At 66.4% G+C, this 24569-nt stretch carries 21 protein-coding genes; 14 read left to right on the top strand and 7 right to left on the bottom strand.

Annotation, left to right across the window (positions count from 1 at the left end; all coding sequences use genetic code 11):
• Positions 1 to 39 precede the first annotated feature (39 nt).
• From ACYCFC_RS17380 to ACYCFC_RS17350, 7 genes are all read left to right on the top strand, one after another.
• The gene (locus ACYCFC_RS17380; protein WP_459652364.1) at positions 40 to 774 is read left to right on the top strand and encodes a sulfite exporter TauE/SafE family protein; all 735 of its coding nucleotides are present in this window, start codon (positions 40 to 42) and stop codon (positions 772 to 774) included.
• 604 nt (positions 775 to 1378) lie between these two features.
• On the top strand, positions 1379 to 2446 hold the full coding sequence (locus tag ACYCFC_RS17375) for an ABC transporter substrate-binding protein (protein ID WP_459652363.1): 1068 nt from the start codon (positions 1379 to 1381) through the stop codon (positions 2444 to 2446).
• Between the two features lie 7 nt (positions 2447 to 2453).
• On the top strand, positions 2454 to 3665 hold the full coding sequence (locus ACYCFC_RS17370; protein WP_459652362.1) for an MFS transporter: 1212 nt from the start codon (positions 2454 to 2456) through the stop codon (positions 3663 to 3665).
• The gene (locus tag ACYCFC_RS17365; RefSeq protein WP_459652361.1) at positions 3662 to 4495 is read left to right on the top strand and encodes an ABC transporter permease; all 834 of its coding nucleotides are present in this window, start codon (positions 3662 to 3664) and stop codon (positions 4493 to 4495) included. Before ACYCFC_RS17370 ends, ACYCFC_RS17365 begins: the two co-directional genes overlap by 4 nt.
• 12 nt (positions 4496 to 4507) lie before the next feature.
• Complete coding sequence (locus tag ACYCFC_RS17360; protein ID WP_459652360.1) at positions 4508 to 5296, top strand: ABC transporter permease; 789 nt, start codon at positions 4508 to 4510, stop codon at positions 5294 to 5296.
• Positions 5297 to 5309: 13 nt separating this feature from the next.
• Complete coding sequence (locus ACYCFC_RS17355; protein WP_459652359.1) at positions 5310 to 6131, top strand: ABC transporter ATP-binding protein; 822 nt, start codon at positions 5310 to 5312, stop codon at positions 6129 to 6131.
• A 177-nt stretch (positions 6132 to 6308) separates the two neighbouring features.
• On the top strand, positions 6309 to 6695 hold the full coding sequence (locus tag ACYCFC_RS17350; RefSeq protein ID WP_459652358.1) for a hypothetical protein: 387 nt from the start codon (positions 6309 to 6311) through the stop codon (positions 6693 to 6695).
• A gap of 119 nt (positions 6696 to 6814) precedes the next feature.
• On the opposite strand, the gene hemP is transcribed toward ACYCFC_RS17350, so the two are convergent.
• Genes hemP through ACYCFC_RS17325 form a run of 5 tightly spaced genes read right to left on the bottom strand, consistent with a single transcriptional unit; the run spans position 6815 to position 13811 of the window.
• Positions 6815 to 7006 carry a hemin uptake protein HemP gene (gene hemP / locus ACYCFC_RS17345; RefSeq protein WP_459652357.1) on the bottom strand — a complete coding sequence of 64 codons (192 nt, stop codon included), beginning with the start codon at positions 7004 to 7006 and terminating at the stop codon, positions 6815 to 6817.
• Positions 7007 to 7020: 14 nt separating this feature from the next.
• A complete protein-coding gene (locus ACYCFC_RS17340) occupies positions 7021 to 7329 on the bottom strand; it encodes a DUF2149 domain-containing protein (protein WP_202947594.1) in 309 nt (102 codons plus the stop codon).
• Between the two features lie 5 nt (positions 7330 to 7334).
• Positions 7335 to 7868 carry a MotA/TolQ/ExbB proton channel family protein gene (locus ACYCFC_RS17335; protein ID WP_058077657.1) on the bottom strand — a complete coding sequence of 178 codons (534 nt, stop codon included), beginning with the start codon at positions 7866 to 7868 and terminating at the stop codon, positions 7335 to 7337.
• A 37-nt stretch (positions 7869 to 7905) separates the two neighbouring features.
• Positions 7906 to 11895, bottom strand: coding sequence for a cobaltochelatase subunit CobN (gene cobN, locus ACYCFC_RS17330; protein ID WP_459652356.1), 3990 nt, complete (start codon positions 11893 to 11895; stop codon positions 7906 to 7908).
• Positions 11895 to 13811, bottom strand: a complete 1917-nt coding sequence (locus tag ACYCFC_RS17325) for a TonB-dependent receptor plug domain-containing protein (RefSeq protein ID WP_459652355.1) — start codon at positions 13809 to 13811, stop codon at positions 11895 to 11897. The genes cobN and ACYCFC_RS17325 overlap by 1 nt, the downstream gene beginning before the upstream one ends.
• Positions 13812 to 14115: 304 nt before the next feature.
• Between ACYCFC_RS17325 and ACYCFC_RS17320 the strand changes: the two genes are divergently transcribed.
• From ACYCFC_RS17320 to ACYCFC_RS17290, 7 genes are all read left to right on the top strand, one after another.
• The gene (locus ACYCFC_RS17320) at positions 14116 to 14754 is read left to right on the top strand and encodes a peroxiredoxin (RefSeq protein WP_312255733.1); all 639 of its coding nucleotides are present in this window, start codon (positions 14116 to 14118) and stop codon (positions 14752 to 14754) included.
• Between the two features lie 21 nt (positions 14755 to 14775).
• Complete coding sequence (gene ssuE / locus ACYCFC_RS17315) at positions 14776 to 15369, top strand: NADPH-dependent FMN reductase (RefSeq protein WP_459652354.1); 594 nt, start codon at positions 14776 to 14778, stop codon at positions 15367 to 15369.
• A 159-nt stretch (positions 15370 to 15528) separates the two neighbouring features.
• Positions 15529 to 16497, top strand: coding sequence for a sulfonate ABC transporter substrate-binding protein (locus ACYCFC_RS17310; protein ID WP_459652353.1), 969 nt, complete (start codon positions 15529 to 15531; stop codon positions 16495 to 16497).
• A gap of 84 nt (positions 16498 to 16581) precedes the next feature.
• On the top strand, positions 16582 to 17730 hold the full coding sequence (gene ssuD, locus ACYCFC_RS17305; RefSeq protein ID WP_459652352.1) for an FMNH2-dependent alkanesulfonate monooxygenase: 1149 nt from the start codon (positions 16582 to 16584) through the stop codon (positions 17728 to 17730).
• A 271-nt stretch (positions 17731 to 18001) separates the two neighbouring features.
• A complete protein-coding gene (ssuC, locus tag ACYCFC_RS17300; RefSeq protein WP_459652351.1) occupies positions 18002 to 18793 on the top strand; it encodes an aliphatic sulfonate ABC transporter permease SsuC in 792 nt (263 codons plus the stop codon).
• Positions 18790 to 19590, top strand: coding sequence for an aliphatic sulfonates ABC transporter ATP-binding protein (gene ssuB, locus ACYCFC_RS17295; RefSeq protein ID WP_459652350.1), 801 nt, complete (start codon positions 18790 to 18792; stop codon positions 19588 to 19590). The genes ssuC and ssuB overlap by 4 nt, the downstream gene beginning before the upstream one ends.
• Before the next feature lie 109 nt (positions 19591 to 19699).
• Positions 19700 to 19915 (top strand): TOBE domain-containing protein, encoded by a 216-nt coding sequence (locus ACYCFC_RS17290; protein ID WP_181086546.1) that lies wholly within the window; start codon positions 19700 to 19702, stop codon positions 19913 to 19915.
• A 98-nt stretch (positions 19916 to 20013) separates the two neighbouring features.
• Here the strand turns inward: ACYCFC_RS17290 and ACYCFC_RS17285 are convergent, their stop codons facing one another.
• Positions 20014 to 21411 carry an efflux transporter outer membrane subunit gene (locus ACYCFC_RS17285; RefSeq protein ID WP_459652349.1) on the bottom strand — a complete coding sequence of 466 codons (1398 nt, stop codon included), beginning with the start codon at positions 21409 to 21411 and terminating at the stop codon, positions 20014 to 20016.
• A gap of 5 nt (positions 21412 to 21416) precedes the next feature.
• Positions 21417 to 24560 (bottom strand): multidrug efflux RND transporter permease subunit, encoded by a 3144-nt coding sequence (locus ACYCFC_RS17280; RefSeq protein ID WP_459652348.1) that lies wholly within the window; start codon positions 24558 to 24560, stop codon positions 21417 to 21419.
• Between the last annotated feature and the right edge of the window lie 9 nt (positions 24561 to 24569).

Below are 24569 nucleotides of genomic sequence, written 5' to 3'. Positions count from 1 at the left end.
CGCGCCTGCGCCCCCTGCCGAAAGAAAGGAAGCTCGTGCATGCATACGGAGCTGATCATCCTCGCCGGCGCCCTGTGCGCCGGCGTGGTCACAGGGCTGAGCGGGTTCGGCACCGGGCTCACCGCCCTCGGTTTCTGGCTGTATGTACTGGACCCGGCGATCGCCGCCGCACTGGTAGTGATCTGCTCGGTCGTCGGCCAGGTGCAGTCGCTGTGCAGCGTGCGCCGCGCGGTCACCTGGACACGTATCTGGCCTTTCCTCATCGGTGGCGCGCTGGGCGTGCCGCTGGGTGTGATGGCACTGCGCATCGTCGATGCGTCGACGCTCAAGGTCCTGCTCGGCATCTTTCTGGTCGGCTATACCGGCCTGATGCTCAGCCTGCGGCAACTGCCCGTGGTCAGCGCCTGGGGCGGGAAACTGGCCGACGGCATCGTCGGCACGGGCGGTGGCGTTCTCGGCGGGATCGCCGGTCTGTCGGGTCCGCTGCCGACCATCTGGTGCGGGTTGCGCGGCTGGCGCGCCGACCTGCAGCGTGGCGTATGCCAACCCTACAACCTGGCCATTCTCGGCATGGCGCTGGGCCTATACGCCTTCCAGGGTCTGCTGACCTGGGAGGTCTGGAAACTGGCCCTGCTGTGCATGCCGGCGACGATGCTCGGCACCTATTGCGGCACGCGCCTGTACGGACGGGTCGACGACCGGCAGTTCCGCTATCTGGTCCTGTGGCTGCTGCTCGCCTCGGGTCTGGTGCTTACGCTGTCCAGCCTCGGGTAGCAGGCCGTTGAAAAAGCCATGTCCCCGTTAGTTGTTGCGAGCACTTGAGGTATGAAGTGCCGCACAGGATCGGTACGTACGTGAACCATCGTAGGAAGGGCGGTGCCCGCGAACAAAGCCCACACCCCGGTGCGGAATCCCTTCGCGAGCATGGCTCGCTCCTACAGGTTGTGCGGTGCACGCAGATTTTGTGGGAGGGGCCTTGGCCGCGAACGGAACCACGCCGATGCTCGGGCATCGATTCGCGGACAAGTCCGCTCCCACAAAAACAGGATTGCTCCAGCAACACGCAACAGGGATATGGCCTTTCTCAGCGGCCTGGCGCTGCGCTCTTTCCAACAGTTCGCCGTCGCCGCTGCGCGATTTCCCGCAGCCTGCCTGGCCTCGCCGCCACCCGCGCCGCAACCGCCAGCGGGCGCCGATCCGGCGTAACTGGGCCGGCATGCCGCAGCCGGGCGATTTCCGGTTCGTTATGTCGTTATGGCATTTCAATTTAAAGGCTTGAAAGAAATTGGCATAACAACTGCAACCCTTCCTTGCGTACCCGCCACGCCGTCTCGCGGCGTTCCGGGCAAGTCTCAAAAATGAACACAGGAATTTCTCCATGCAACGCAAGCTGCTTCTCCCCCTCGTCGCCGCCCTCGCCGGCAGCTGGATCGGCATCACCAGCGCCGCCGATCAGCCCGAAGTGATCCGCTTCGGGCTGGCCACCGTCGGCAAGGGTGGCATCCCCTTCGCATCCTCCAGCGTCACCAGCCTGGCCCACCAGCGCCAGGCCATCGAGGAGGAACTCCAGGCCGAGGGCATCAAGGTCGAGTGGACCTACTTCAAGGGCGCCGGCCCGGCAGTCAACGAAGCATTGGCCAACAAGCAGCTGGACTTCGCCTGGCAGGGCGACCTGCCGGCTGCCGTCGGCAAGGCCGGTGGCCTCAACACCCGGCTGATCGCCGCCGACGGCCTGTTGTCCGCCAACTATCTGGTGGTGCCGAGCGATTCTCAGGCCACCACCCTCGAAGACCTCAAGGGCAAGAAAGTGGCGCTGTTCAAGGGCACCAACCTGCAGTTGGCCACCGCCCGCACCCTGAAACAGGCCGGCCTGGGTGATCGCGACTTCCGCACCATCAACATGGACTTTCCCACCGCCGCCGCCGCGCTGGCCTCGAAGGATATCGACGGCGCCTGGCTGGCTTCCTCGGCCTTCGACCTGCAGGCCAACGGCATCGGTCGGATCATCTACGACACCCGCGCGGTGGATGCCCGCCTGACCCGCCAGACCCATGTGCTGGTACGTGGCGAGTTCGAGCAGCAGCACCCGGAGATCGTGCAGAAGGTGGTCAACGGCCTGGTGAAGACCGCCGCCTGGGTGTCGGCGCCGGAAAACGAGGACGCCGCCTTCGAGCTGTGGGCCAAATCCGGCACGCCGGTCGATTCGCTGCGCGCCGAACAGGGCGACCTGCCGCTGGCGCGTCGCTACTCGCCGCGCCTCGACGAGTTCTTCATCGACCGCTACCGCGCCACGGCCAGGGAGTCGAAGGAACTCGGTCTGATCCGTGGCGACATCGACGTCGCCCAGTGGGTCGAACCCAAGTACGTGAACAGCGCCATCGAGCAGCTCGGCCTGCAGTCGCTGTGGCCGCAATACGACACCACCAACCAGCCGCTGGCACGGTAAGCCGCACATGACGCAGAGCAACGCCGGACTGGCGAACGGACGCAACCTGGGCAGCTTCGTCCTGCTGGCCACCCTGGCCGGCATCGGCGTGGGCCTGGCCAAGGTGACCACCGCGCTCTATGCCATCAGCCTGCAGGCCACACCGCTGCAACTGGGGCTGATCGCCGCGGCGCAAACCGCCGGCCTGCTGCTCACCAGCCTGCCGTGCGGCGTGCTGGTCGAGCGCCTGGGGCCGCTGCGCCTGTTCGTCCTCGGCAGCCTGCTGGCCGGAGCCCTGTTCCAGCTGGTGCCACTGGTGCCACATCCGCTGTACCTGCTGGCGCTGACCCTGTTGATCGGGCTGTGCATGCCGTGCCGCTTCGTCTCGCTGAACACGGTGTTCATGCACCAGCTGGTGCAGATGGGCGAGACGCGCGCCGGCTGGTTCCGCGGCTCGCAGATGATCGGCCTGCTACTGATCGGTCCGACCCTGGCGGCACTGCTGGTCGACTGGCGCGGACCCGCCGGCGGCTGGAGCCTGATCGGCCTGGCCTTCGCCGTGCCGATCCTGCTGGCGCCGCTGGTGCTGCGCAGCTACCCGGCACAGCGCCAGGTGGTCGAACGCCTCGGCCTGGCCATGGTCGCGCGCCAACTGGGCCTGCTGCGCGAGGACGCCGAACTGCGCGGCAACTGCCTGCTGGACTTCTGCGTGCAGGCGGTGGCGATGTTCTTCGCCTTCTTCATCGTCGCCATCACCGTGCAGGACTACGGCTGGTCGGCGCGACAGGCCGCCGCCCTGCTCAGTGGCCACGGCCTGGCGTTCATCCTTGCGCTGTTCTTCCTCGGTCGGCGTTTCGGCGCTCGCAAGCAGGCCGGCTTCGCCATCAGCCTGCTGCTGTCCGCCGCAGCCCTGCTGGCGCTGGGCCTGGCTCATCAGGCGCTGCTGCTATGGGTCGGCGGCCTGCTGCTGGGCATCAGCCTGGGCATGCTGCAGGTCACCACCCTGTCCAGCTATGCCCGTCACGGCCAGCGTCTCGGCCACGGGCGTATTGCCGGGCTGGCGGCGCTGATCGGTCCGGCCGGCAGCATGAGCGGTTGTCTGCTCGGCGGCCTGCTCGGTGCATCGCTGGGCCTGCAGACGCTGTTCCTGCTGTTCATTCCGCTGCTGCTCGCCTTCCTGCTGGTGCCGCTGGCGCGCAGCCGTTTTCCCGCCCTGTCCGCCCGGAGGACTTCTCCATGAGTACGACCCAAGCCGCGGGCGTCGCACGTCCGCTTTCGATCCATCCCTGGCCAAGCCTGGTTCAGCCCCTGGGCTGGCTGGGTGGCAAGGCCGTTGCCCTGCTGCTGCCACTGGTCCTGCTGCTGCTCTGGCACACCGCTGTCAGCCGGCAGTGGGTGTCGGCGCTGATCCTGCCGCCGCCGGACCTGGTGCTGCGGACCTTCCTCGATCTCACGCGCAGCGGCGACCTGTGGTTCGAGCTGTCGATCAGCCTGCAGCGGGTACTGATCGGTTCGCTGATCGGCGGCCTGATCGGTCTGGCGCTCGGCCTGCTGATGGGCCTGTCGCGCCAGGTCGAGGCCTATCTGTGGCCGCTGTTCCAGGCCATCGCCCAGGTGCCGGTGCTCGGCTGGATTCCGCTGCTGATGATGCTGGTCGGCATCGACGAGACGCTCAAGTACCTGGTGATCGCCAAGGCGGTGCTGGTGCCGATGACCATCAACACCTTCGCCGGCATCCGCAACATCCCGCAGAGCTACCTGGAAGTGGCACAGGTGTACCGCTTCAACCTGTTGCAGCGCCTGCGCCGGGTGATCCTGCCGGCGGCACTGCCGAGCATCTTCACCGGCCTGCGCTTCGCCCTGACCAAGGGTTGGATCGCTCTGGTCACCGTCGAGCTGCTGGCCTCCAGCGAAGGCATCGGCTACCTGATGGTCGATGGCCGGCAGATGTTCCAGCTTGACCTGGTGATCGTCTCGATGCTGGTGATCGGCCTGGTCGGCCTGCTGCTGGACAAGGGTCTGGCGCTGATCGAAACCCGCTTGCAGCGCTGGCAACGCCAGGCATTCTGAGGAGAAAACAATATGACTGACCTTGCGAAACCTTTATCCAGGCGCCGCTGGCCCGATCTGCGCGGCTGGGTGGTGCCGATCGGCCTGCTACTGCTGTGGTGGCTGGCCACCGCGCTGCAGTGGGTGGACGGTCGAATCGTCGCCAGCCCGCTGGCGGTGCTCGAAGCCTTCTGGCAGGCCGCCGTCAGCGGCGAGCTGTGGCACAACCTCAGCGCCAGCCTGCGGCGCAACCTCTCCGGCTTCGCTCTCGGCGGACTGATCGGCCTGGCGTTCGGCAGCGCCCTGGGGCTGTCGCGCCTGGCCGAGCGGCTGGTCGGCCCGACCTTCCACGCCGCCAAGCAGATCGCCCTGTTCGCCTGGATTCCGCTGCTGTCGGCCTGGTTCGGCTTCGGCGAGCCGGCCAAGGTGACGTTCATCGCCCTCGCGGTGTTCTACCCGGTGGCGCTGAACAGCTTCGAGGGCATCCGCACCACCCGCGCCGAGCTGTACGAAGTGGCCCGCGTGCTCGGCCTGTCGCGCACCCAGCGGCTGTTCAAGCTGGTGCTGCCGTCCGCCGCGCCGGCGATCTTCACCGGCCTGCACCTGGGGCTGATCTACGCCTGGCTGGCGACCATCGGCGCCGAATACTTCTTCTCCGCCGGTCCCGGCATCGGCAACAGCATGATCGACGGTCGCGAGCATTTCGAGATGGACCAGGTGCTCTACGGCCTGGTGGTGGTCGGCGCCGTCGGCCTGCTGCTCAACCGCCTGGCCGCCTGGGTCGAAACCCGCAGCCTGGCCTGGCGCGTGCGCCCTCACTGATTAAGGAAAGACCATGAGCAAGACCGATTTCCTGACCCTCAACGGGGTCGACAAACGCTTCGCGGTCAAGGACGGCGAACTCAGCGTGCTGGAGAACATCTCGCTGAACATCCGCCAGGGCGAGTTCATCAGCATCGTCGGCGGCAGCGGCTGCGGCAAGTCCACCCTGCTGCGCCTGTTGGTCGGTCTCGAGGAGGCCAGCGCCGGCAACCTGCTGCTCGACGGCGTGCCGATTCGCGGCACCGGTCCCGAGCGCGGCATCGTCTTCCAGGACCATCGCCTGTATCCCTGGCTGAACGTGGAGGACAACGTGCTGCTGGCACTGGCCAACTCGTCGCTGAGCAAGGCCGAACGGCTGGACACCGTGCATCGCCACCTCGAACTGGTCGGCCTGCAGAATTTCACCCAGGCCTATCCGGCGCAGCTGTCCGGCGGCATGAGCCAGCGCGTGGCGATCGCTCGCGGGCTGGTCAACCGACCGAAGATCCTCCTGCTCGACGAACCCTTCGGCGCCCTCGACGCCCTCACCCGCGCCCAGCTGCAGGAAGAGCTGGCGCGCATCTGGCTGGCCGAGGGCATCACCACCGTACTGGTCACCCACGACGTCGACGAGGCGGTGTTCCTCGGCGACCGGGTGGTGGTGATGGAACCGCGCCCCGGGCGGATCAAGCGCATCGTCGAGGTCGACCTGCCGCACCCGAGGAGCCGCGACGACTATCGCCTGAACGATCTGCGCAACGACATCCTGCGGGACTTCAGCCATCACCAGGCCTCGCCACTGCTGCATCCGCCGCTTGAGCCACGGGCCTTCCGCAGCTATGCCATAGCCTGGTAAGGACGGTCTGCGCGACGAAGCGCTGACCGGACTCACACATGCTGTAACCCTACTCCTCAAGGGTGACTCCTTTTCCGGGCCAATTGGCCCGGTTTTTTTGGTTATATAACCGCTACCCGTTACACCCTACCCTTCGCACCGCGACCACCCCCTTGGATCGCAACAGGAGATTGCCCCATGTATGAGTTGTTCAATCACGGCCACAAGGGCCTGGCCCTGCTGTCCCTGCTGCTGACGCTCGGCTGGGCCGCCGTGGTGCTGTTCGCGCCGCGCCCCAGCGCCGGTCTGGGAGGGCTGCAACGGCTGTTCTACATCGGCGCGATGGCCGTGACGGGGCTGGCGGGGGTCAGCGGGCTGGTGCTGGTCGCGCTGGCGGTGGGCGCATGGCTGGCGCTGCTGTTTCCCTGGCTGGGTCTGGTGGCTGTCGCCGGCCATGGTTTCGCCGGCGTGCGCAGCCGCAAGGCGTTGGTGGCAGGCAACAAGTCAACGGCAGTGGTGGCGGTGGTGGTGCAGATCCTGCTGCTGGTCGCCGCCTACGGGCTGATGACGGTCAAGCCGTTCTGAGCCCATTGCTCATGGGGCGGCTGGGCTCGCCGTAGGGTCGAACTTGTTCGACCGCTGGGTGCAGCTGGCCGAATGAATTCGGCCCTACGGTCGGGTCCGCACAGGCCCACACCCATACGTCATTTGGTCAGGATCAGCTTGTTCTGCCGGGTCAGGCGCAACACGTATTCGCAGCCTTCATGCAGGATGACCAGCTCGCGAGCGCCCTCGAGCAGCTGTTCGCTGGGCATGGTCCGGCGCGGCGCGGTGGTATCGCTGCGTCCGCTTTCTTCGGCCTCCGGCACCGGCCCGTATCCTTGTTGCAGCTCCATGATCGCGATTCCTCTCATTCCGGCACGTACACCATCGAACCATCCTTGAGCCGATAGGCCACGCCGGCCTTGGCGCCTTCGCCCTGGCCGATGTCGCCGGTCGAGGTGTAGTGCTCCATCGTCTTGCCCTCCTTGACGAAGATTTCCATGTTCGGCTTGCCGGCGTTCTTGATCACCGTGACGTCCTCGTCGCTGGCAAACGGATTGACCGGGTTGTTGGCCACCGCGATCAGCAGCGCGGCGATGATCACCAGAAACACGTCGATCAGGTTGACCACAGAGAGGATCGGGTCGTCGGCATCGGCTTCTTCCAGCAGGCGCAGGCTCATCAGACGGTCTCCACGGTCAACTCGTGGGCAATGCTGGCCGCCGCGCTGTGGCCGTTGCGCTGTTCGTGCTCGATCTGCACCAGTTCTTCGGCGTACCAGCGGCGACGCACGTTGACCACCCAGTAGGTCAGCGAGGCGGCCAGCAGCGAGAGAATCACCGCCGAGAAGGCCACGGTGAGGTTGTCGCTGACCTGGTCGAGCTGGCCGCTGGACAGCCCCTTGAGCGCCGGCCCCATCGGGATCATGGTGGCCACCAGGCCGAGCATGGGCGTGACGCGGGTGACGATACGCGGCACCTCCAGGCGCTTGAAGGCCAGGGTTTCCAGCTCCACCGCGCTCATGCCCGGCGCCTGCCGCCAGCTGTGCAGCAGGTCGAAGCCGCGCGCATCGCCCTGGCGACGCTGGCGCGACTGCCAGAGAAAACCGCCGACCGCATAGAAGGCATAGAGAAACATCAGGATCACCGCCAGCAGCACCGGCAGCATGAACAGTTGGCTGGCGCTGTAGAGCGCCGATTCGACGAGGTATTGCATGGAATCTCCCTGAGTGGCTCAAACTGTAGGGCCGAATTCATTCGGCCGTTTGCGAGTGGCCGAACGAGTTCGGCCCTACGAAGGCGGTTCCTGCCCGGCGCCGGCCCTGTTGATATATACCGGCCAGCAGCGCCAGCGCGATCAGCAGCAGCGCCACCAGTGGCAGCCAGTCGAAGGGCTGCGGCTGGGCCTGCTGTTTCTCCAGTTTCTGGCCCTGCACCTGCTGCATCGGCGCATTGCTCGCCTCACTCTGGGCTTCGGCGGCGTCGCTGACGGGTGCGGCCAGGCCGAAACCGCTGGCCGCCTGTTCGACGTATTCGTTGAACTTCGCGTTGTCGCTGACCACGTCATGCCGCTCGGCCAGGTCCTGCCAGCGCTGCGCCAGTTGCTGCAGGGTCTGGGCGTCGGTGTCCCAGTATTCCTTGCGCGCGGCTTCCAGCAGGCGTTCGATCAGCTGTGCCTGGGCCTGCGGGTGGTGCTGCTCGAACCATTGATTGATGTCCAGATCGAGCTTGTCGTCGACGTAGACGGCCTTGAACTCGTCCCACTGGTCGCTGCGCACGGTCTCCGGCGCGGTGACCTGCCAGCCCCAGAGGTTGTTGGCGGTGCCCAGCACTTCCAGCGCGCCGCTGTAGCCTTCGGCCTGGATCGATTTGATCCAGCCGGGGTGGAAGTAGCGGGCGCGCAGGTCGCGGGCGAGAAAGCCCGCGGCGGTTTCGCTGCGCGGGTTGTCGGCGTCGCGCAGGTTGCTGATGTACAGCTCCGGCGACTGGCCATCCAGATGACGCACCGCCAGGCCCAGGCCGCCCAGGTACTGGAAGGGATCGTCGGTGGTGAGCATGCCGTAGAGGTTGGAGGAGCGCGACAGCACCGCGCCCTGCACGCCGCGCAACTGCTCGGCATAGAGGTTCACCGTGGCTTTCTCGCCCCAGCGCTGGCTGTCCGGGCCGTAGGCGAACTGCATCCGCTCCAGGTACAGCTCGGCCAGCTTTTCCTCGCCGGCGGCGCGGTCCTGGCCACCGTCGCCGGCTTCGCCGAAGCTGTCGCTGGCCAGCGTGGCGTCCTCCAGGCCGGTGCTGTAGGCGCCGGATTCGGAGGAGAAGATCCGCGTGCGCGCCGCCAGCGAGGCCTCTGCGGCGGGCAATCCGCGTTGCAGCAGCGCCTGCTCGATGCGCCGGCTGTTGGCGGCAATCACATTGTCCGGTTCGTCCAGCGTGCTGGCCTGGTCGGCGGCCTGGGCCAGCCAGTGCATGACGTTGGGAAACTGGTCGCGGTAGAGGCCGGTGGCGGAGATCACCGCGTCGATCCGCGGACGGCCCAGCTCGGCGGCGGGAATCGCCTCGATGCCGATCACCCGCCCGGCGGCATCCCACTGCGGCTTGAAGCCCATCACCGCCAGCACCTGAGCTTCGAGCATGCCGAAGTGGCGCATGGTTTCCACCGACCAGAGGGTGAAGGCCAGCTTGCCCGGGTATTCGCCGTGGCCCTCGCGGTGCTGCTCGATCAGCCGCTCGGCGGCGAGCTTGCCGGCTTCCCAGGCTTCGCGGGTGGGGATGCGCGAGGGATCGAAGCCGTACAGGTTGCGCCCGGTGGGCAGGCTCTCGGGATTCTTGATCGGGTCGCCACCGTAGGAACTGGGCACATGGCGGCCCTGCAACGCGGCGAAGTAGCCATCCAGCTCGCTGTCGTTGCCCAGCTTCTGCCAATGGTCGCGGCCGCGCTCCAGCAACTCGCCGATAGCCGCATCGCCCGTCCAGGCCCGGTTCTGCCGGATATGGCTGTCGAGCAGCGACCACACCGGGGTGGCGCGGATTTCTTCATAGTCCACCAGCAGCAGTTCCTCCGGGTCCTCCGGCGCCAGCGCGGCCAGCAGCGGCTTGCCGAGCATCTGCTGCACGGTGAGCAGGCGCAGGTCACTGTCCGCCGGCACGCCGAAGCGGGCCAGGCCCAGCGGCTGCTGTTCCAGCGCCAGGTCGTGCAGTTGCACGTGCAGGGACTCGACGAAGGCGCTGAAGTCGCTGTCGATGGCGGCGGTGTCGATGGCCATGTCCTTGTCGATCTTCAACTCCGTGGTCAGCGCGCGGATGCGCGCGGCGGTGGCGCTGCGCACCTCGCCCTCGGTCATGCTCAGCCATTGGTGCAGCAGATCGTGCAGTTCGTTGAGCGGGCCATGTAGCCCCGCCGGGCCGAACGAGGGCGTGTTGTGGCTGATGGTCACCGCGCGGCCACGGCGCTTGGTTTGCAGCGCTTCGCCGATGTTGTCGACGATATAGGGGTAGATCACCGGCAGATCGCCGAGCACCAGGTAGGGCGCCTCCAGCACGTCCAGGCCGCGCTCCTTGCCAGGCTGCCATTCGGCCGTGCCATGGGTGCCGAAGTGCACCAGCGCATCGACGCCGAAGCCTTCGCGCAGCCAGAGGTAGGCCGCCAGGTAGCTGTGCGATGGCGGCACCTTGGTGTCGTGGTAGAGCGCCTTTTCGCGGTCGCCGGAGCGCTCGCCACGCGCCGGCTGCGGCATGATGACCTGCTTGCCCAGCTGCAGCCGCGGAATGGCGAAAGCACCGGCCTCGGCCAGGTACAGTCCGGCCTGTTGCGGTTCGCCCCAGCGCTCGAGAATTGGCTGGCGCACGTTGTCGGGCAGGTCGTCGAACCAGGCCTGGTAGCTTTCCAGCGGCAGGCGCGCGGCGCGGTCGTTGGCCAGCAGTTCCTCCAGTTTGCCGTCGCGGTAGAAGGGCGCCAGCAGACCGCTCAGCTCCTCGATCAGCCGCTGCTCGTCGGCCTGCTCCACGTCGTAGCCGCGTTCGGCATAGGCGCCGAGCAGGCGCTCCAGGCTGCGCGGCACGTTGAGGAAGGAGGCACCGAGGTTCTTTTCGCCGGGCGGGTAGTTGTAGAACTGGATGACCGTCTTCACTTCCTCGTGGGGCAGCCGTTGCAGGCGCGCCAGGCGCAGGGCCTTGTCGATCACCGCCTGCAGCTGGCGGTCGATGGAGACGATGTCGCCGTCGGTCTTGCGCGTGGCGGCGGCGAACAGCGGGTCGATCAGCCCGGCGAACTCCGGCTGCGCCAGGTAGAAGGGAATGTCCTGCGGATCGAGGCCCTTGGGATCGGCCTCCCAGTCCGCCTGCTCGCCGCCCCGGTAGGGCATGGCCTGCAGCACCGGGATGCCGAGCTGCTCGAACTCGGCCTTGCGTCCGGCGCCGTTGAGCATGATCTGCATGTTGATCAGCGCGTCGGCGCGCGGCTGGCCGGCACTGCTCAGCAGCGTGGTGATCTCGCCGTTGCCCATCGCCGTGGTGTACAGCGGCACGGCGACGGCACCGGCGGCCTCGATGCGCCGCAGCGTATCGTCGACGAAGCCGGTCAGCCCCGAGTCCATGTAGGCCTTGTGGAACAGCACGCCGATCAGCGGCACTTCGCGGCGCAACTCGACGCCCTTCCAGGCGAGGAAATCGTCCAGGCGGGTGAAGATTCGCCCGTTGGCCTGGGGATGATAGATGCCGGCTTGCGGATGGATATCCGGCGCGGGGCAGGCCGCGCCGTCTTCACCGGCGAACTGCGCCTGGAGGCGACAGAAGAAGCCATTGAAGTTGGCCACGCCGCCGTTGCTGTAATACAGATCCAGATCGGCGATCAACGCATCGGGCACCTGCCGGCCACGGCTGCCGTCGCGGCGCAGCCACAGCCAGGGCGCCTGCACGGCATCGAGCAGCGGCCCCAGGCTCATCTGCACGGTGCCCAGCGCGGCGCCATAGGGCGCGTCGATTACCAGCAGATCGTGGGCGTTCAGTTCGGCCATGCTCGGGCTGCCGCTGGCGCCATCGAGCATGCGGTAGTCGAGGGCGAAACCGGCGGCGCTGGCCAGCGGTTTCAGACGCTCGAACTTGCCCGCCTGCACCGGCGCGGCAGCGATGAACAGCAGGCGCTTCGGCGGCTCGGTCTGCGCCTGGATGCGCATGGACAGGCTCATCACCAGCAGACCGCAGGCGAGCAGCATCAGCGTTTTGCCAAGCAGGGCGAGTTCACGCATCAGAAACTGGCCTCCACCGCCAGCCAGCCGGTACGGCCCTGTTCGACGTAGCCGAACAGTTCGGATTTGTCTTCCAGGCGCAGGTCGCTGATGTTCTGCACGCCGCCGCGCAGCATCAGATTTTCCTGCAGCCGGTAGCCGAGGCTGGCATTGACCAGGTTGTAGCCCGGCGCGCGTTCCTGGCCGGTCGCGCCTTCCAGGTACTGCTTGCCGATGTATTCCCATTGCAGCAGGGCATTCCATTTGCCGGTGTTCCACTCCAGCGCCGGCGTGGCGGTGAACTCGGGGCGACCGTTGAGCTTGGCGTCGGTTTTGGCGTCGCGCGCATCCATCCAGTTCAGCGTGGCATTGATCGTCAGTCCGTAGCCCAGCGCCCTGCTCGCGGAGAGCTCCAGCCCCTCGATACGGGCCTCCTCGATATTGTCGTACTGGTAGACGGTGCGCGGCGGGATGCCCGGCTCCATGCGCAAGCGCCGGTAATAGATCAGGTCGTCGATCTCGTTGCGGTAGAGATTGGCGGTGTAGACGCTGTGCTCGTCGTGCCAGTCCACGCCCAGCTCGAAGGAACGGCTGGTTTCCGGCTGGATATCGGCGTTGCCGAGGAAGGTATGCGGGCCTTCGGCGCCGACATAGTTGGGCGAAATCTGCTTCAGGGTCGGCGCGCGGAAGGCCTCGCCGTAGCCGGCCTTGAAGGTCAGCTCCGGCGTGGCGCGCCAGACCAGCCAGGCGCGCGGACTGGTTTCGCGGCCGAAGATCTCGTGATCGTCCAGGCGCGCGCCGAGGGTCAGCGCCCAGTCCTGGCCCAAGGCGATTTCGTCCTGGATGAACACCGCCTGGTGCACCGCCGAATCGGAGCCGCCGATCAGGCCGGCGTTCTCCAGGCGTTCGTCACGATGCTCGCCACCGACCGTCAGCGCATGGCTGTCGCCGAGATGGAAGTTCAGGCTGGCGTCCCAGACGTCGTCACGAATCGACTGCGGGCGGGTCGGCGCGAGATTCTGGGTGCGCGTGTTGGTCACGTCGAACTCCGAGCGGGTGAAGCGCAACTGCGACTGCAGCGCGCCCCAGTCGGCGTTCCAGGCCAGCGAATCCTGGCGCCGATCCAGCTCGTAGGTGTCCAGGTAATAGGGTCGCGCATAGTAGGCGTACTGCTGCTCGCGGTCGCGGGTTTCGTCGCTGCGCAGCATGTCCAGCTTCAGCGTCTGGCCCTGGATCGGGCTGTAGCTCAGCCCGAGGCTGCCGGTCTGGCGGTCCTGGCCTTCCACTTCGGACACGCGCGAGTCCTGCTCCCAGGGCGTCGATTCGCGGCGCACTTCCTCGACGCTCAGCGCCAGGCTCAAACCTTCGGCCAACGGGCCGGATGCCCGTGCGGCCAACCGGTGGCCATTGCCGGTGTCGCCATCGCCCACTTCGCCGCGCAGGGTCACGCCGCCGTGCCATTCGGGCTGTGCCTGGCGGGTGATGATGTTGATCACCCCGCCGATGGCTTCCGAGCCGTACAGCGCGGACATCGGCCCACGCACCACCTCGATGCGCTCGATCTGCTCGATGCCGACCCAGCCGTACTGGTAGTCGGAGTGGCCAATGGTGTCGTCGGTGGAGGAAATGCGCCGACCGTCGATCAGCACCAGGGTGTGACGATCCTCGGCGCCGCGAATGCTGAGGGTCTTGCGACCGCCGACCTGCCGGCCGTTGAGGCTGATGCCGGGCGTGCCGCGCAGGGCTTCGAGCAGGTTGGTGGCGCCGCGCGCCTTGATCTGCTCGGCGGTGATGACGGTCATCGCCGCCGGGGCATCGGCTAGGGACTGCGAGCTGCGGGTGGCAGTGACCACCATCGGGTTGAGTTCGGTCGTGCCAGCGGCCAGCGCCGCCGGAGAAACCATGATGCATGCCATTGCCAGCGCGTGCCTGCGCATGTTCACCCCCAGGAAAGAATGAGACTGGCTGGCTCGGGCATCGCACCCTGGCTGGCTGAAAAGTCGTTGGATTGGTCAGGCGAAGGATATTAATGAGAATTATTAACAAATGCAATTTATGATCATCGCGGACAGAACGCCTTACCAATGTCCTGCCGCCATACCGCTGCTCGGCTTTGACGATGATCAAGGTTTGGCGCGCTTTATATTCGCTATAGTTATAAATTAATTGTTATTTATTCTTTTTAATTTAGATCGTTTCTGAACATAGTGATCGCCGACAACCCTCTCAAGGAGCACCACCATGAGCATCCGTCTCGGCGACATCGCCCCCGACTTCGAACAGGATTCCAGCGAAGGCCGCATCCGTTTCCACGAATGGCTCGGCGACAGCTGGGGCGTGCTGTTCTCCCATCCCGCCGACTTCACCCCTGTGTGCACTACGGAGCTGGGCTTCACCGCCAAGCTCAAGGACCAGTTCGCCCAGCGCAACGTCAAGGCCATCGCCCTGTCGGTGGACCCGGTGGATTCGCACATCAAGTGGATCGACGACATCAACGAGACGCAGAGCACCGCGGTGAATTTCCCGATCCTGGCCGATGCCGATCGCAAGGTCTCAGAGCTGTACGACCTGATCCACCCCAACGCCAACGACACCCTGACCGTGCGTTCGCTGTTCGTCATCGACCCGAACAAGAAGGTGCGCCTGACCATTACCTACCCGGCCAGCACCGGGCGCAACTTCAACGAGATCCTGCGGGTGATCGATTCGCTGCAGCTGACCGACGAGCACAAGGTCGCCACCCCGGCCAACTGGCAGGACGGCGACGAAGTGGTGATCGTGCCGTCGCTCAAGGACGAGGACGAGATCAAGCGGCGCTTCCCCAAGGGCTACCGTGCGGTGAAGCCGTACCTGCGCCTGACGCCGCAGCCCAACCGTTGAGCGAGCAGAAGGATAGCGCCCATGTTGGTCGTCTCTCTCGCCGGTAGTCCCAGCCAGCGCTCGCGCTCCGGCGTGCTGCTGGATGTCGCCGGCGACTGGCTGCGCCAGCGCGGTATCGAAGTGGTGAACTACCAGGTTCGCGATTTCGATGCGCAGGACCTGCTGCATGCCCGTTTCGACAGTCCGCTGGTGCGGCAACTGATCGAGCACGTCAGCCTGGCCGACGGTCTGCTGATCGCCACGCCGGTGTACAAGGCGTCGTTTTCCGGCGTGCTGAAGGCGCTGCTGGACCTGCTGCCCGAGCGCGCCCTGGCGCACAAGGTAGTGCTGCCGATTGCTTCCGGCGGCAGCGTGGCGCACATGCTGGCGGTGGATTACGCCCTGAAGCCGGTGCTCGCCGCGCTCAAGGCTCAGGAAATGCTGCATGGCGTGTACGCCGTCGATGCGCAGATCAGCTATGCCGACGCGGAGCGCCCGGCCAGCCTTGCGCCCGAACTGCGAGAGCGCTTGGAAGAGTCGCTGCAGCAGCTGCATGCGGCGCTGGCGCGACGCCCGCAACCGCTCGACCCGAAGTTGCTGCATGCAAGCCTGACCCGCGCGCGCTGGAGCATTTAGAAGCAGCTTCAAGCTACAAGCTGCAAGTTAAAAGCCCCGCCGAGTCTCAGCTTTGACTTGTGGCTTGCAGCTTGAAGCTTGCCGCTAAGAAAAGCCTTACTCGCCCGCCAACGGGAAAGCAGGTCGTAAACCCAATTTCAGACTGTCAAGGAGAGTGCCATGCGCACCATTACCTTGCGTCGAGGACTGGTCGCCCTGTTTGCCGCGGCCATTTCCTTCGGCGCCATCACCCAGGCACAAGCCGAGACACTGCGTATCGGCTATCAGAAATACGGCACGCTGGTGCTGCTCAAGGCCCGCGGCACGCTGGAAACACGCCTGGCCGATCAGGGCTTCGAGGTGCGCTGGACCGAATTCCCCGGCGGCCCGCAGCTACTGGAAGGGCTCAACGTCGGCTCCATCGACTTCGGCGTGACCGGCGAGACGCCGCCGGTGTTCGCCCAGGCCGCCGGCGCCGACCTGCTCTACGTGGCGCATGAGCCGCCGGCACCTTCCGGCGAGGCGATCCTGCTGCCGAAGGATTCGCCGATCCGCTCGTTGGCCGAGCTCAAGGGCAAGAAGATCGCGCTGAACAAGGGCTCCAACGTGCATTACCTGCTGGTGCGCGCGCTGGAATCGGCCGGGCTGGAGTACAGCGATATCCAGCCGGTCTACCTGCCGCCGGCCGATGCGCGCGCCGCGTTCGAGCGCGGCAGCGTCGATGCCTGGGTGATCTGGGACCCCTTCCAGGCCGCCGCCGAAGAGCAGCTGCAGGCCCGTACCCTGCGCGACGGCCAGGGCCTGGTCAGCAATCACCAGTTCTACCTGGCGGCACGGCCCTTCGCCGAAAACCACCCGCGGGTGATCACCACCCTCATCGACGAGATCCGCGATATCGGCACCTGGGTCGAAGCCAACCCGGACGAGGCCACGGCCCAGGTGGCACCGCTGCTGGGCCTGTCCAGCGCGATCACCCGCAAGGCGGTGATTCGCCAGGGCTACGGCGCCAGGCCGATCACCCCGGCGGTGGTGCGCGCCCAGCAGGACATCGCCGACACCTTCACCGCGCTCAGGCTGATTCCGAAGAAGCTCGCCATCGGTGACGTGATCTGGACGCCGCCCAAGACCATCGCCCAGCACCCCGAATAACCCGTACCCCGAGTAAGCGACAGCGACTTCCCCGGCGCGGCGGACACCCGTCTGCCGCGCTGCACCGCACACGGAGCATTTTTCATGAGTCTGAATATTTTCTGGTTCCTGCCCACCCACGGCGACGGCAAATACCTGGGCACCGCCGAAGGCGCCCGCGCCGTCGACCACGGCTACCTCACGCAGATCGCCCAGGCCGCCGACCGCCTCGGTTTCGGCGGCGTGCTGATCCCCACCGGCCGTTCCTGCGAGGACTCCTGGCTGGTGGCCGCCTCGCTGATCCCGCTGACGCAGCAACTGAAATTCCTCGTCGCCCTGCGTCCGGGCATCATCTCGCCCACCGTGGCGGCGCGCCAGGCGGCGACGCTGGACCGGCTGTCCAACGGTCGCGCGCTGTTCAACCTGGTCACCGGCGGCGACCCGGACGAACTGGCGGCCGACGGCCTCAATCTGAGCCATGCCGAACGCTACGAAGCCGCCGTCGAATTCACCCGCATCTGGCGCCGGGTGCTGGAGGGCGAGACGGTGGATTACGCCGGCAAGCACATCCAGGTCAAGGGCGCCAAACTGCTCTACCCGCCAGTGCAGCAGCCGCGCCCGCCGCTGTATTTCGGCGGCTCGTCGGAAGCCGCCCATGAGCTGGCCGCCGAACAGGTGGAGCTGTACCTGACTTGGGGTGAGCCGCTGGAAGCCGTGGCCGAGAAGATCGCCGACGTGCGCACCCGCGCTGCCAGGCAGGGCCGCACAGTGCGCTTCGGCATCCGTCTGCGTGTGATCGTGCGCGAAACCAACGAAGAAGCCTGGGCCGCCGCCGACCGCCTGATCAGCCACCTGGACGACGACACCATCGCCAAGGCCCAGGCTTCGCTGGCGCGCTTCGACTCGGTCGGCCAGCAGCGCATGGCTGCGCTGCATGGCGGACGCCGCGACAAGCTCGTCGTCGCCCCCAACCTCTGGGCCGGGGTCGGTCTGGTGCGCGGCGGCGCCGGCACCGCGCTGGTCGGCGACGGCCCGACGGTGGCGGCGCGGATCAGGGAATACGCCGATCTCGGCATCGATACCTTCGTCTTCTCCGGCTACCCGCACTTGGAAGAGAGCTATCGCGTCGCCGAGCTGCTGTTCCCGCACCTGGACGTCGCCCAGCCGCAACGCCCGGAAAGCCGCGGCTACGTCAGCCCGTTCGGCGAAATGATCTCCAGCGACATCCTGCCGAAGGCGGTCGCCGCCGGATGACGCTCCACGTGGAACATCCGGCCAGACGTAGGGTGGATGGCCGAAGCCATCCACGCGCAGAAGCGCCGGGACTGACACGGAGTCGATGCCCAGTACGCGTGGAAAATCGTTGCGCGAGTTTTCCACCCTACGGACGGGAAAGTCGGGTTGTGCAGGGAACGCGCGTAAACGCAGGAGCGCACGAGGCCGCAGGGATGTGGCCACTTATCGAGGAAGGCAGGCACCGATTGGTGTCCTGTCCGGTAGGCCAAACGATGATTCGAGGTAGGGCATGAACATCACGATCAAACACCTGGCCCTGCGCCTGGCGCCCTGGGCCTTGCCAGTGGCGCTGCTGCTGGCCTGGCAGAGCGCGGTGGCCTTCGGGCTGTTGTCCACGCGCATCCTGCCGGCGCCCAGCGCGGTAATCGATGCCGGTTGGGAACTGCTGCGCAGCGGCGAAATATGGAGCCACCTGGCCATCAGCGGCTGGCGCGCCGGCGTCGGCTTCGCCATCGGCGGCGGCCTCGGCCTGCTGCTGGGCTTTATCACCGGCCTGTCGAAATGGGGCGAGCGCCTGCTCGACAGTTCGGTACAGATGATCCGCAACGTGCCGCACCTGGCGCTGATCCCGCTGGTGATCCTCTGGTTCGGCATCGACGAGAGCGCGAAGATCTTCCTGGTCGCCCTCGGCACGCTGTTCCCGATCTATCTGAATACCTACCACGGCATCCGCAACGTCGATCCGGCGCTGGTGGAGATGGCGCGCAGCTATGGGCTGTCCGGCTTCGCCCTGTTCCGTCAGGTGATCCTGCCCGGCGCGCTGCCGTCGATCTTGGTCGGCGTGCGTTTCGCCCTGGGCTTTATGTGGCTGACGCTGATCGTCGCCGAAACCATTTCCGCCAGCTCCGGCATCGGCTACCTGGCGATGAACGCCCGCGAATTCCTGCAGACCGACGTGGTGGTGCTGGCAATCCTGCTCTACGCCGTGCTCGGCAAGCTGGCCGACGTCGCCGCCCGTGGGCTGGAACGTGCCTGGCTGCGCTGGCACCCGGCCTACCAGATCAAGGGAGGTGCGCAATGACCGCGCTGCACAGCATCCGTCAGGGCATCCCTTTGGCCATCGAAGGCATCGGCAAGGCCTTCGGCGAATGCGAGGTGCTTCAGGGCATCGACCTGAACATCCCGGCGGGCCAGTTCGTCGCCGTGGTCGGTCGCAGCGGCTGCGGCAAGAGCACCCTGCTGCGCCTGCTGGCCGGGCTTGACCGACCGAGCCGGGGCACCATCGACAGCGCCGGCGAGCGCCTGGCGGACAACCGCGACGAGGTGCGGCTGATGTTCCAAGATGCGCGCCTGCTGCCCTGGAAGCGCGTGATCGAAAACGTCGGCCTGGGCCTTGTCGGCGACTGGCGGCCACGGGCCGAACAGGCGCTGGCCGAGGTCGGCCTGGCCGAACGCGCCAACGAGTGGCCGGCGGCCTTGTCCGGCGGGCAGAAGCAGCGCGTGGCGCTGGCTCGCGCGTTGATCCACCAGCCGCGCCTGTTGCTGCTGGACGAACCTCTGGGTGCGCTGGATGCGCTGACCCGCATCGAGATGCAACAACTGATCGAGCGGCTCTGGCTGCAGCATGGCTTCACCGTGTTGCTGGTCACTCACGACGTCAGCGAAGCGGTGGCCGTGGCCGACCGGGTGATCCTCATCGAGGACGGCGCCATCGGCCTCGACCTCGCCGTGGACCTGCCGCGCCCGCGCAACCGTGGCTCGGCCACATTGGCCGCACTGGAAGCCCGGGTACTCGACCGCGTGCTGCAACGCCCGCCGCTCGCCGAACGCCCCGAACCCATCAACCCCTTGCCCACGCAGTTGCGTTGGGCGCTTTAAAAAGCAGCGGCAAGCTGCAAGCCACAAGCTTCAAGCAAGAGCAGCGCGCTGCTACTTGTAGCTTGCAGCTTGAGGCTTGCAGCTCATTTCGACCCCAGGAGAAATACCAATGACCATCAAAGCCATCAACGTACGCAACCAGTTCAAGGGCACCATCAAGGAAATCGTTCTCGGCGACGTGCTGTCGGAGATCGACGTGCAGACCGCCGCCGGCATCGTCACTTCGGTGATCACCACCCGCTCGGTGAAAGAGCTGGAGCTGGGTGTCGGCAGTGAAGTGATCGCCTTCGTCAAATCCACCGAGGTATCCATCGCCAAGCTCTGACGGAGTGCCGCGGCGGCGGCGACCGACTGGTTCGCCACCGCCGCTGCTGCCGATGCAACCGGGCCTGTTGCAGAGAATCTACCCGCTACGGACAAGGCTCACTCCCGTATCCAACCCCCTCCCAACGCCTTGAACAGATCGACCAGGGCAATCTGCCGCTCGGTGCTGATCTGGATCAGCGTGGACCCATCGGTAAAGGTGCTGCGCTGAGCGTCGAGATAGCGCAGATGATCATCCACACCGCCCTCGTAACGAGCCTTGGCCAAGGCCATGGCCGCCTGGCTGGAATCGGCCAGGGCACGGCGCGCGACTTCCTCACGGCGCAGGGTATCGGTGGCGGCCAGGGCGTCGGCGACTTCGCGGAAGGCGCCTTGAATGGTGCCCTCGTACTCGGCCACTGCGGCGTCCTTGCGTACCTCGGCCAGATCGAGGTTGGCGCGGTTGCGTCCACCGGCAAAGATCGGCAGCGACAGGCTCGGGGCGAACGACCAGGCCCGCGAGCCGCCATCGAACAGCCCGGACAGTTCGGTGCTGGAACTGCCGAGCGAACCGGTCAACGACAGCCGCGGGAAGAACGCCGCGCGGGCCGCGCCGATATCGGCATTGCGCGCCTTGAGGCGGTGTTCGCTGGCGAGGATGTCCGGACGCCGCTCGATCAGCGTCGAGGAGGTGCCGGGGGCGATGTCCTGGAGCACCAGCAGCGAGTCGCGGGGGGCGACCGGCAGCAGTCGTTGCGCATCGGGCGTGCCGATCAGCAGGGCGAGGGCGTTGTCCGCCCGGCGCAGTTGGCGTTCGGTGCTCTCGCGTTCGGCCCTGGCCTGCTCGGTCAGTCCCAGCGCCTCCTGATAATCCAGCGCGGTGGCGGTGCCCGCCTGACGCCGCCGATTAACCAGTTCCAGCGAGTCCTGGCGGCTGTCCAGGGTCTGTTCGACCAGCGCCAGGCGGCGTTGCGCACCGTCGCGGGTCAGGTAGGCCTGGATCACTTCGGCGATCAGGCTGATCTGCGTGGCGCGGGTGGCTTCGGCGGTGGCCAGGTAGCTTTCCAGCGCCGACTCGGAGAGGTTGCGCACCCGCCCGAACAGGTCGAGTTCGTACTCGGTCAGGCCGAGGCCGACCTGATAGGTGCTGGCCACTTCCGAGCGCCCGCTCAGCGACTGGTCGCTCGGCAGGCGCTGGCGGTTGCCACTGGCATTGGCGTTGATCGACGGCAGGCGGTCGGCGCGCTGTACACGGTACTGGGCGCGTGCGGCCTCGATGTCGAGCAGCGCCTGGCGCAGGTTGCGGTTGTTGCCCAGGGCGGCTTCCACCACCTGGCGCAGTTCCGGGTCGAGGATAAAGGTCTGCCAGTCCAGCGCCTCGGCGGTGGCGCCGGCTGGCGTGTTCCAGCTCGCGGCCACGGGCGCCTCAGGGCGCTGGTAGCTGGGTGCCAGGGAGCAGCCGGCAAGGGTCATGGCCAGTACCAGCAGCGCCGGGCGAAACAGAAGGGTCGGTTGCATGCTGATCATTCCTCGATCCGTCCGATGGGGGCATTCTGCGCGGACGATGGCTGCGGCGTGCTGCGCAGCAGCGACAGCACCCAGACGAAGAAGACCGGCACGAAGATCACCCCGAGCAGCGTGGCGCTGAACATGCCGCCGATCACCCCGGTGCCGATGGCGCGCTGGCTGGCCGCACCGGCGCCGCTGGCGATCACCAGCGGCACCACGCCGAGCATGAAAGCCATCGAGGTCATGATGATCGGACGGAAACGCAGGCGCGCCGCTTCGATGGCCGCATCGCGCAGGGAATAACCCTGCCCCCACAGGTCCTTGGCGAACTCGACGATAAGGATGGCGTTCTTCGCCGCCAGGCCGATGATGGTGATCAGGCCGACCTTGAAGTACACGTCGTTGGGCAGCCCCACTGCCGTGACCGCCAGCACCGCGCCGAGGGCGCCAACCGGCACGATCAGCATCACCGCCAGGGGAATCGCCCAGCTCTCGTAGAGCGCCACCAGCAGCAGGAACACCACGACGAAGGCGAGGGCGAAAAGCATCAGCGCCTGACCGCTGGCGACGCGCTCCTGATAGGACAATCCCGTCCATTCGTAGCCGATACCCTCCGGCAGCTCGGCGGCGATGCGTTCCATCTCGGCCATGGCCTCGCCGGTGCTCACGCCGGGCGCGGCATCGCCGGAGATGCGGATCGACGGGTAACCGTTGTAGCGGGCGATCTGCACCGCACCTTCTTCCCATTGCGTGGTGACGAAAGCGCTCAGCGGAACCTGGGCGCCACTGTCATTGGGCACGTGCAGCTTGAGCACGCTTTCCGGGGTCATCCGCTCGGCCTGTTCGGCCTGCACCACCACCCGTTGCTGGCGCCCGGCGTTGGCGAAGTCGTTGATCACCGCCGAGCCGAAGGCGGTGGACAGGGCGCTGCTGATCGACTCGAAACTCACGCCGAGCGCACGCGCCTTGTCGCGGTCGATGAGCAGGCGCAGCTGTGGCGCCTCACCCAGACCTTCCATCATCGCGTAGAGGATTTTCGGGTTGCCGTTGGCCTTGCCCAGCACCTCGTCGCGGGCGGCGAGCAAGGCCTCGCGCCCGAGGTTGGCGCGATCCTGCAGACGCAGGGCGAAACCGCCAGAGTTACCCAGGCCTTCGATCGGTGGGGGCGATACGGCCATGATCGCGCCGTCATCGAGGTTGGCGAAGCGCTGGTTGACCGCGGCGATTTCATCATCCGCCGACTGGCCCTTGCCGCGCACCGACCAGTCCTTGAGCACGGGGAAGGCCAGCGCCGCGTTCTCACCCATGCCGGAGAAGCTGAACCCCAGCACCAGGAACGAGGTGTCCACACTCTCGCGCGACATCAGGAACGCTTCCAGCTCCGCGCCGGTGGCCGAGGTGCGCGCACGGGTGGCGCCCGGCGGCAACTGCACGTCGACGATCATGTAGCCCTGGTCTTCCACCGGCACGAATGATTCCGGCAGGCGCAGGTAGAAGAAGCCCATCAGCACGACGATGCCCAGGTAGATCAACATGACGCGCCCCGCGCGTGGCACCAGCTTGCCGTTGAGCGCGCTGTAGCGCTGGGTCAGGCGGGTGAACAGGCGGTTGAAGGCGCCGAAGAAGCCACGCTTCTCATGATGCCCCTGGGCAATCGGCTTGAGCAGGGTGGCGCACAGCGCCGGGGTGAAGGTCAGGGCGAGGAAACCCGAGAACAGGATCGACACCGCCAGCGACAGGGAGAACTGCTGGTAGATCACCCCCACGGAACCGGCCATGAACGCCAGCGGCAGAAACACCGCCGACAGCACCAGGGTGATGCCGAGGATCGCCCCGGACACCTGACCCATGGCCTTGACCGTGGCCTGGGCTGGCGGCAGGCCTTCCTCGGCCATGATCCGCTCGACGTTCTCCACCACCACGATGGCGTCGTCCACCAGGATGCCGATGGCCAGCACCATGCCGAACATGGTCATCATGTTCACCGAGAAACCCAGCAGGTACATGAAGGTCAGGGTGCCGAGCAGGCACACCGGCACCACGATGCTCGGGATCAGGGTGTAGCGCACGTTCTGCAGGAACAGGAACATCACCAGGAACACCAGCACCATGGCTTCGATCAGGGTGTAGATGACCTTGTCGATGGCCACGTCGACGAAGCGCGAGGTGTCGTAGGGCACCGAGACCTCGACGTTGTCCGGGAAGTTGACCGACAGCTCCGCAAGGCGCTCCTTCACCGCCCTGGCCGTCTGGATCGCGTTGGCCCCCGGCGACAGCTGCACGGCGGCGGCCACCGCCGGCTTGCCGTTCTGCCGCGAGGCGAAGTTGTAGTCCTGGCTGCCCACCTCGATGCGCGCCACCTCGCCGAGGGTCACGCTGGAACCGTCCGGGTTGGCACGCAGCACGATACGCGCGAACTCATCGACATTGTCCAGGGTGCCCTTGACCGCCAGGGTCGCGGTCAGCTCCTGTTCGGTCGAGCCCGGTGTGCTGCCGAAAGCACCGGCTGGCACCTGCACGTTCTGGCCGCGAATGGCCGCATTGACGTCATCGATCGACAGGCCGTAACCGACCAGCTTCTGCGGGTCGATCCAGACGCGCATGGCCGCTTCGGAGGCGAAGAACTGCAGCTTGCCGACACCGGGGATGCGGCGGATCTCGTTGTTGAGGTTGCGCGCGGCGTAATCCGCCAGCGCCGTGGTGTCCTCGTTGCCGCTATTGTCCTTGTAGCTGAGGGCATAGATCAGCAGAAAGCCGGCGTTGGCCTGCTCGGTCTGGATACCCAGGTTGAGCACCGCCTGTGGCATGCGCGCCTCGGCTTTCTTCAGGCGGTTCTGCACATCCACCTGGGCCAGTTCCGGGTTGATGCCCGGCTCGAAGGTCACGGTAATTTCGGCGATGCCGTTGGCATTGCTGGTGGACTCGAAATAGAGCATGCCCCTGGCACCGTTGAGCTCTTCTTCGATGACACTGGTGACCGAGTCGACCAGCACCCTGGCCGAAGCGCCCGGGTAGGTGGCGGTCACGCTGATCTGCGGCGGCGCCACGCTGGGGTACTGGGCCACCGGCAGATAGGGAATGGCCAGCAACCCGGCCATGGAGATGAACAGGGCGACGACCCAGGCGAAGTTGGGGCGTCTGATGAAGAACAGAGACATGGTATTTCC

The organism is Stutzerimonas sp. NM35 (assembly GCF_054604355.1).
This window is presented reverse-complemented; position numbering and strand designations above follow the sequence as displayed.

Coding starts and splice junctions, on each gene's coding strand:
- ACYCFC_RS17285 (WP_459652349.1), bottom strand. CDS start 21,411: ATGCAACCGACCCTTCTGTTTCGCCCGGCGCTGCTGGTACTGGCCATG.
- ssuE (WP_459652354.1), top strand. CDS start 14,776: ATGTTGGTCGTCTCTCTCGCCGGTAGTCCCAGCCAGCGCTCGCGCTCC.
- ACYCFC_RS17280 (WP_459652348.1), bottom strand. CDS start 24,560: ATGTCTCTGTTCTTCATCAGACGCCCCAACTTCGCCTGGGTCGTCGCC.
- ACYCFC_RS17320 (WP_312255733.1), top strand. CDS start 14,116: ATGAGCATCCGTCTCGGCGACATCGCCCCCGACTTCGAACAGGATTCC.
- ssuC (WP_459652351.1), top strand. CDS start 18,002: ATGAACATCACGATCAAACACCTGGCCCTGCGCCTGGCGCCCTGGGCC.
- ACYCFC_RS17365 (WP_459652361.1), top strand. CDS start 3,662: ATGAGTACGACCCAAGCCGCGGGCGTCGCACGTCCGCTTTCGATCCAT.
- cobN (WP_459652356.1), bottom strand. CDS start 11,895: ATGCGTGAACTCGCCCTGCTTGGCAAAACGCTGATGCTGCTCGCCTGC.
- ACYCFC_RS17380 (WP_459652364.1), top strand. CDS start 40: ATGCATACGGAGCTGATCATCCTCGCCGGCGCCCTGTGCGCCGGCGTG.
- ACYCFC_RS17350 (WP_459652358.1), top strand. CDS start 6,309: ATGTATGAGTTGTTCAATCACGGCCACAAGGGCCTGGCCCTGCTGTCC.
- ACYCFC_RS17335 (WP_058077657.1), bottom strand. CDS start 7,868: ATGCAATACCTCGTCGAATCGGCGCTCTACAGCGCCAGCCAACTGTTC.
- hemP (WP_459652357.1), bottom strand. CDS start 7,006: ATGGAGCTGCAACAAGGATACGGGCCGGTGCCGGAGGCCGAAGAAAGC.
- ACYCFC_RS17360 (WP_459652360.1), top strand. CDS start 4,508: ATGACTGACCTTGCGAAACCTTTATCCAGGCGCCGCTGGCCCGATCTG.
- ACYCFC_RS17290 (WP_181086546.1), top strand. CDS start 19,700: ATGACCATCAAAGCCATCAACGTACGCAACCAGTTCAAGGGCACCATC.
- ACYCFC_RS17375 (WP_459652363.1), top strand. CDS start 1,379: ATGCAACGCAAGCTGCTTCTCCCCCTCGTCGCCGCCCTCGCCGGCAGC.
- ssuD (WP_459652352.1), top strand. CDS start 16,582: ATGAGTCTGAATATTTTCTGGTTCCTGCCCACCCACGGCGACGGCAAA.
- ACYCFC_RS17310 (WP_459652353.1), top strand. CDS start 15,529: ATGCGCACCATTACCTTGCGTCGAGGACTGGTCGCCCTGTTTGCCGCG.
- ssuB (WP_459652350.1), top strand. CDS start 18,790: ATGACCGCGCTGCACAGCATCCGTCAGGGCATCCCTTTGGCCATCGAA.
- ACYCFC_RS17325 (WP_459652355.1), bottom strand. CDS start 13,811: ATGCGCAGGCACGCGCTGGCAATGGCATGCATCATGGTTTCTCCGGCG.
- ACYCFC_RS17370 (WP_459652362.1), top strand. CDS start 2,454: ATGACGCAGAGCAACGCCGGACTGGCGAACGGACGCAACCTGGGCAGC.
- ACYCFC_RS17355 (WP_459652359.1), top strand. CDS start 5,310: ATGAGCAAGACCGATTTCCTGACCCTCAACGGGGTCGACAAACGCTTC.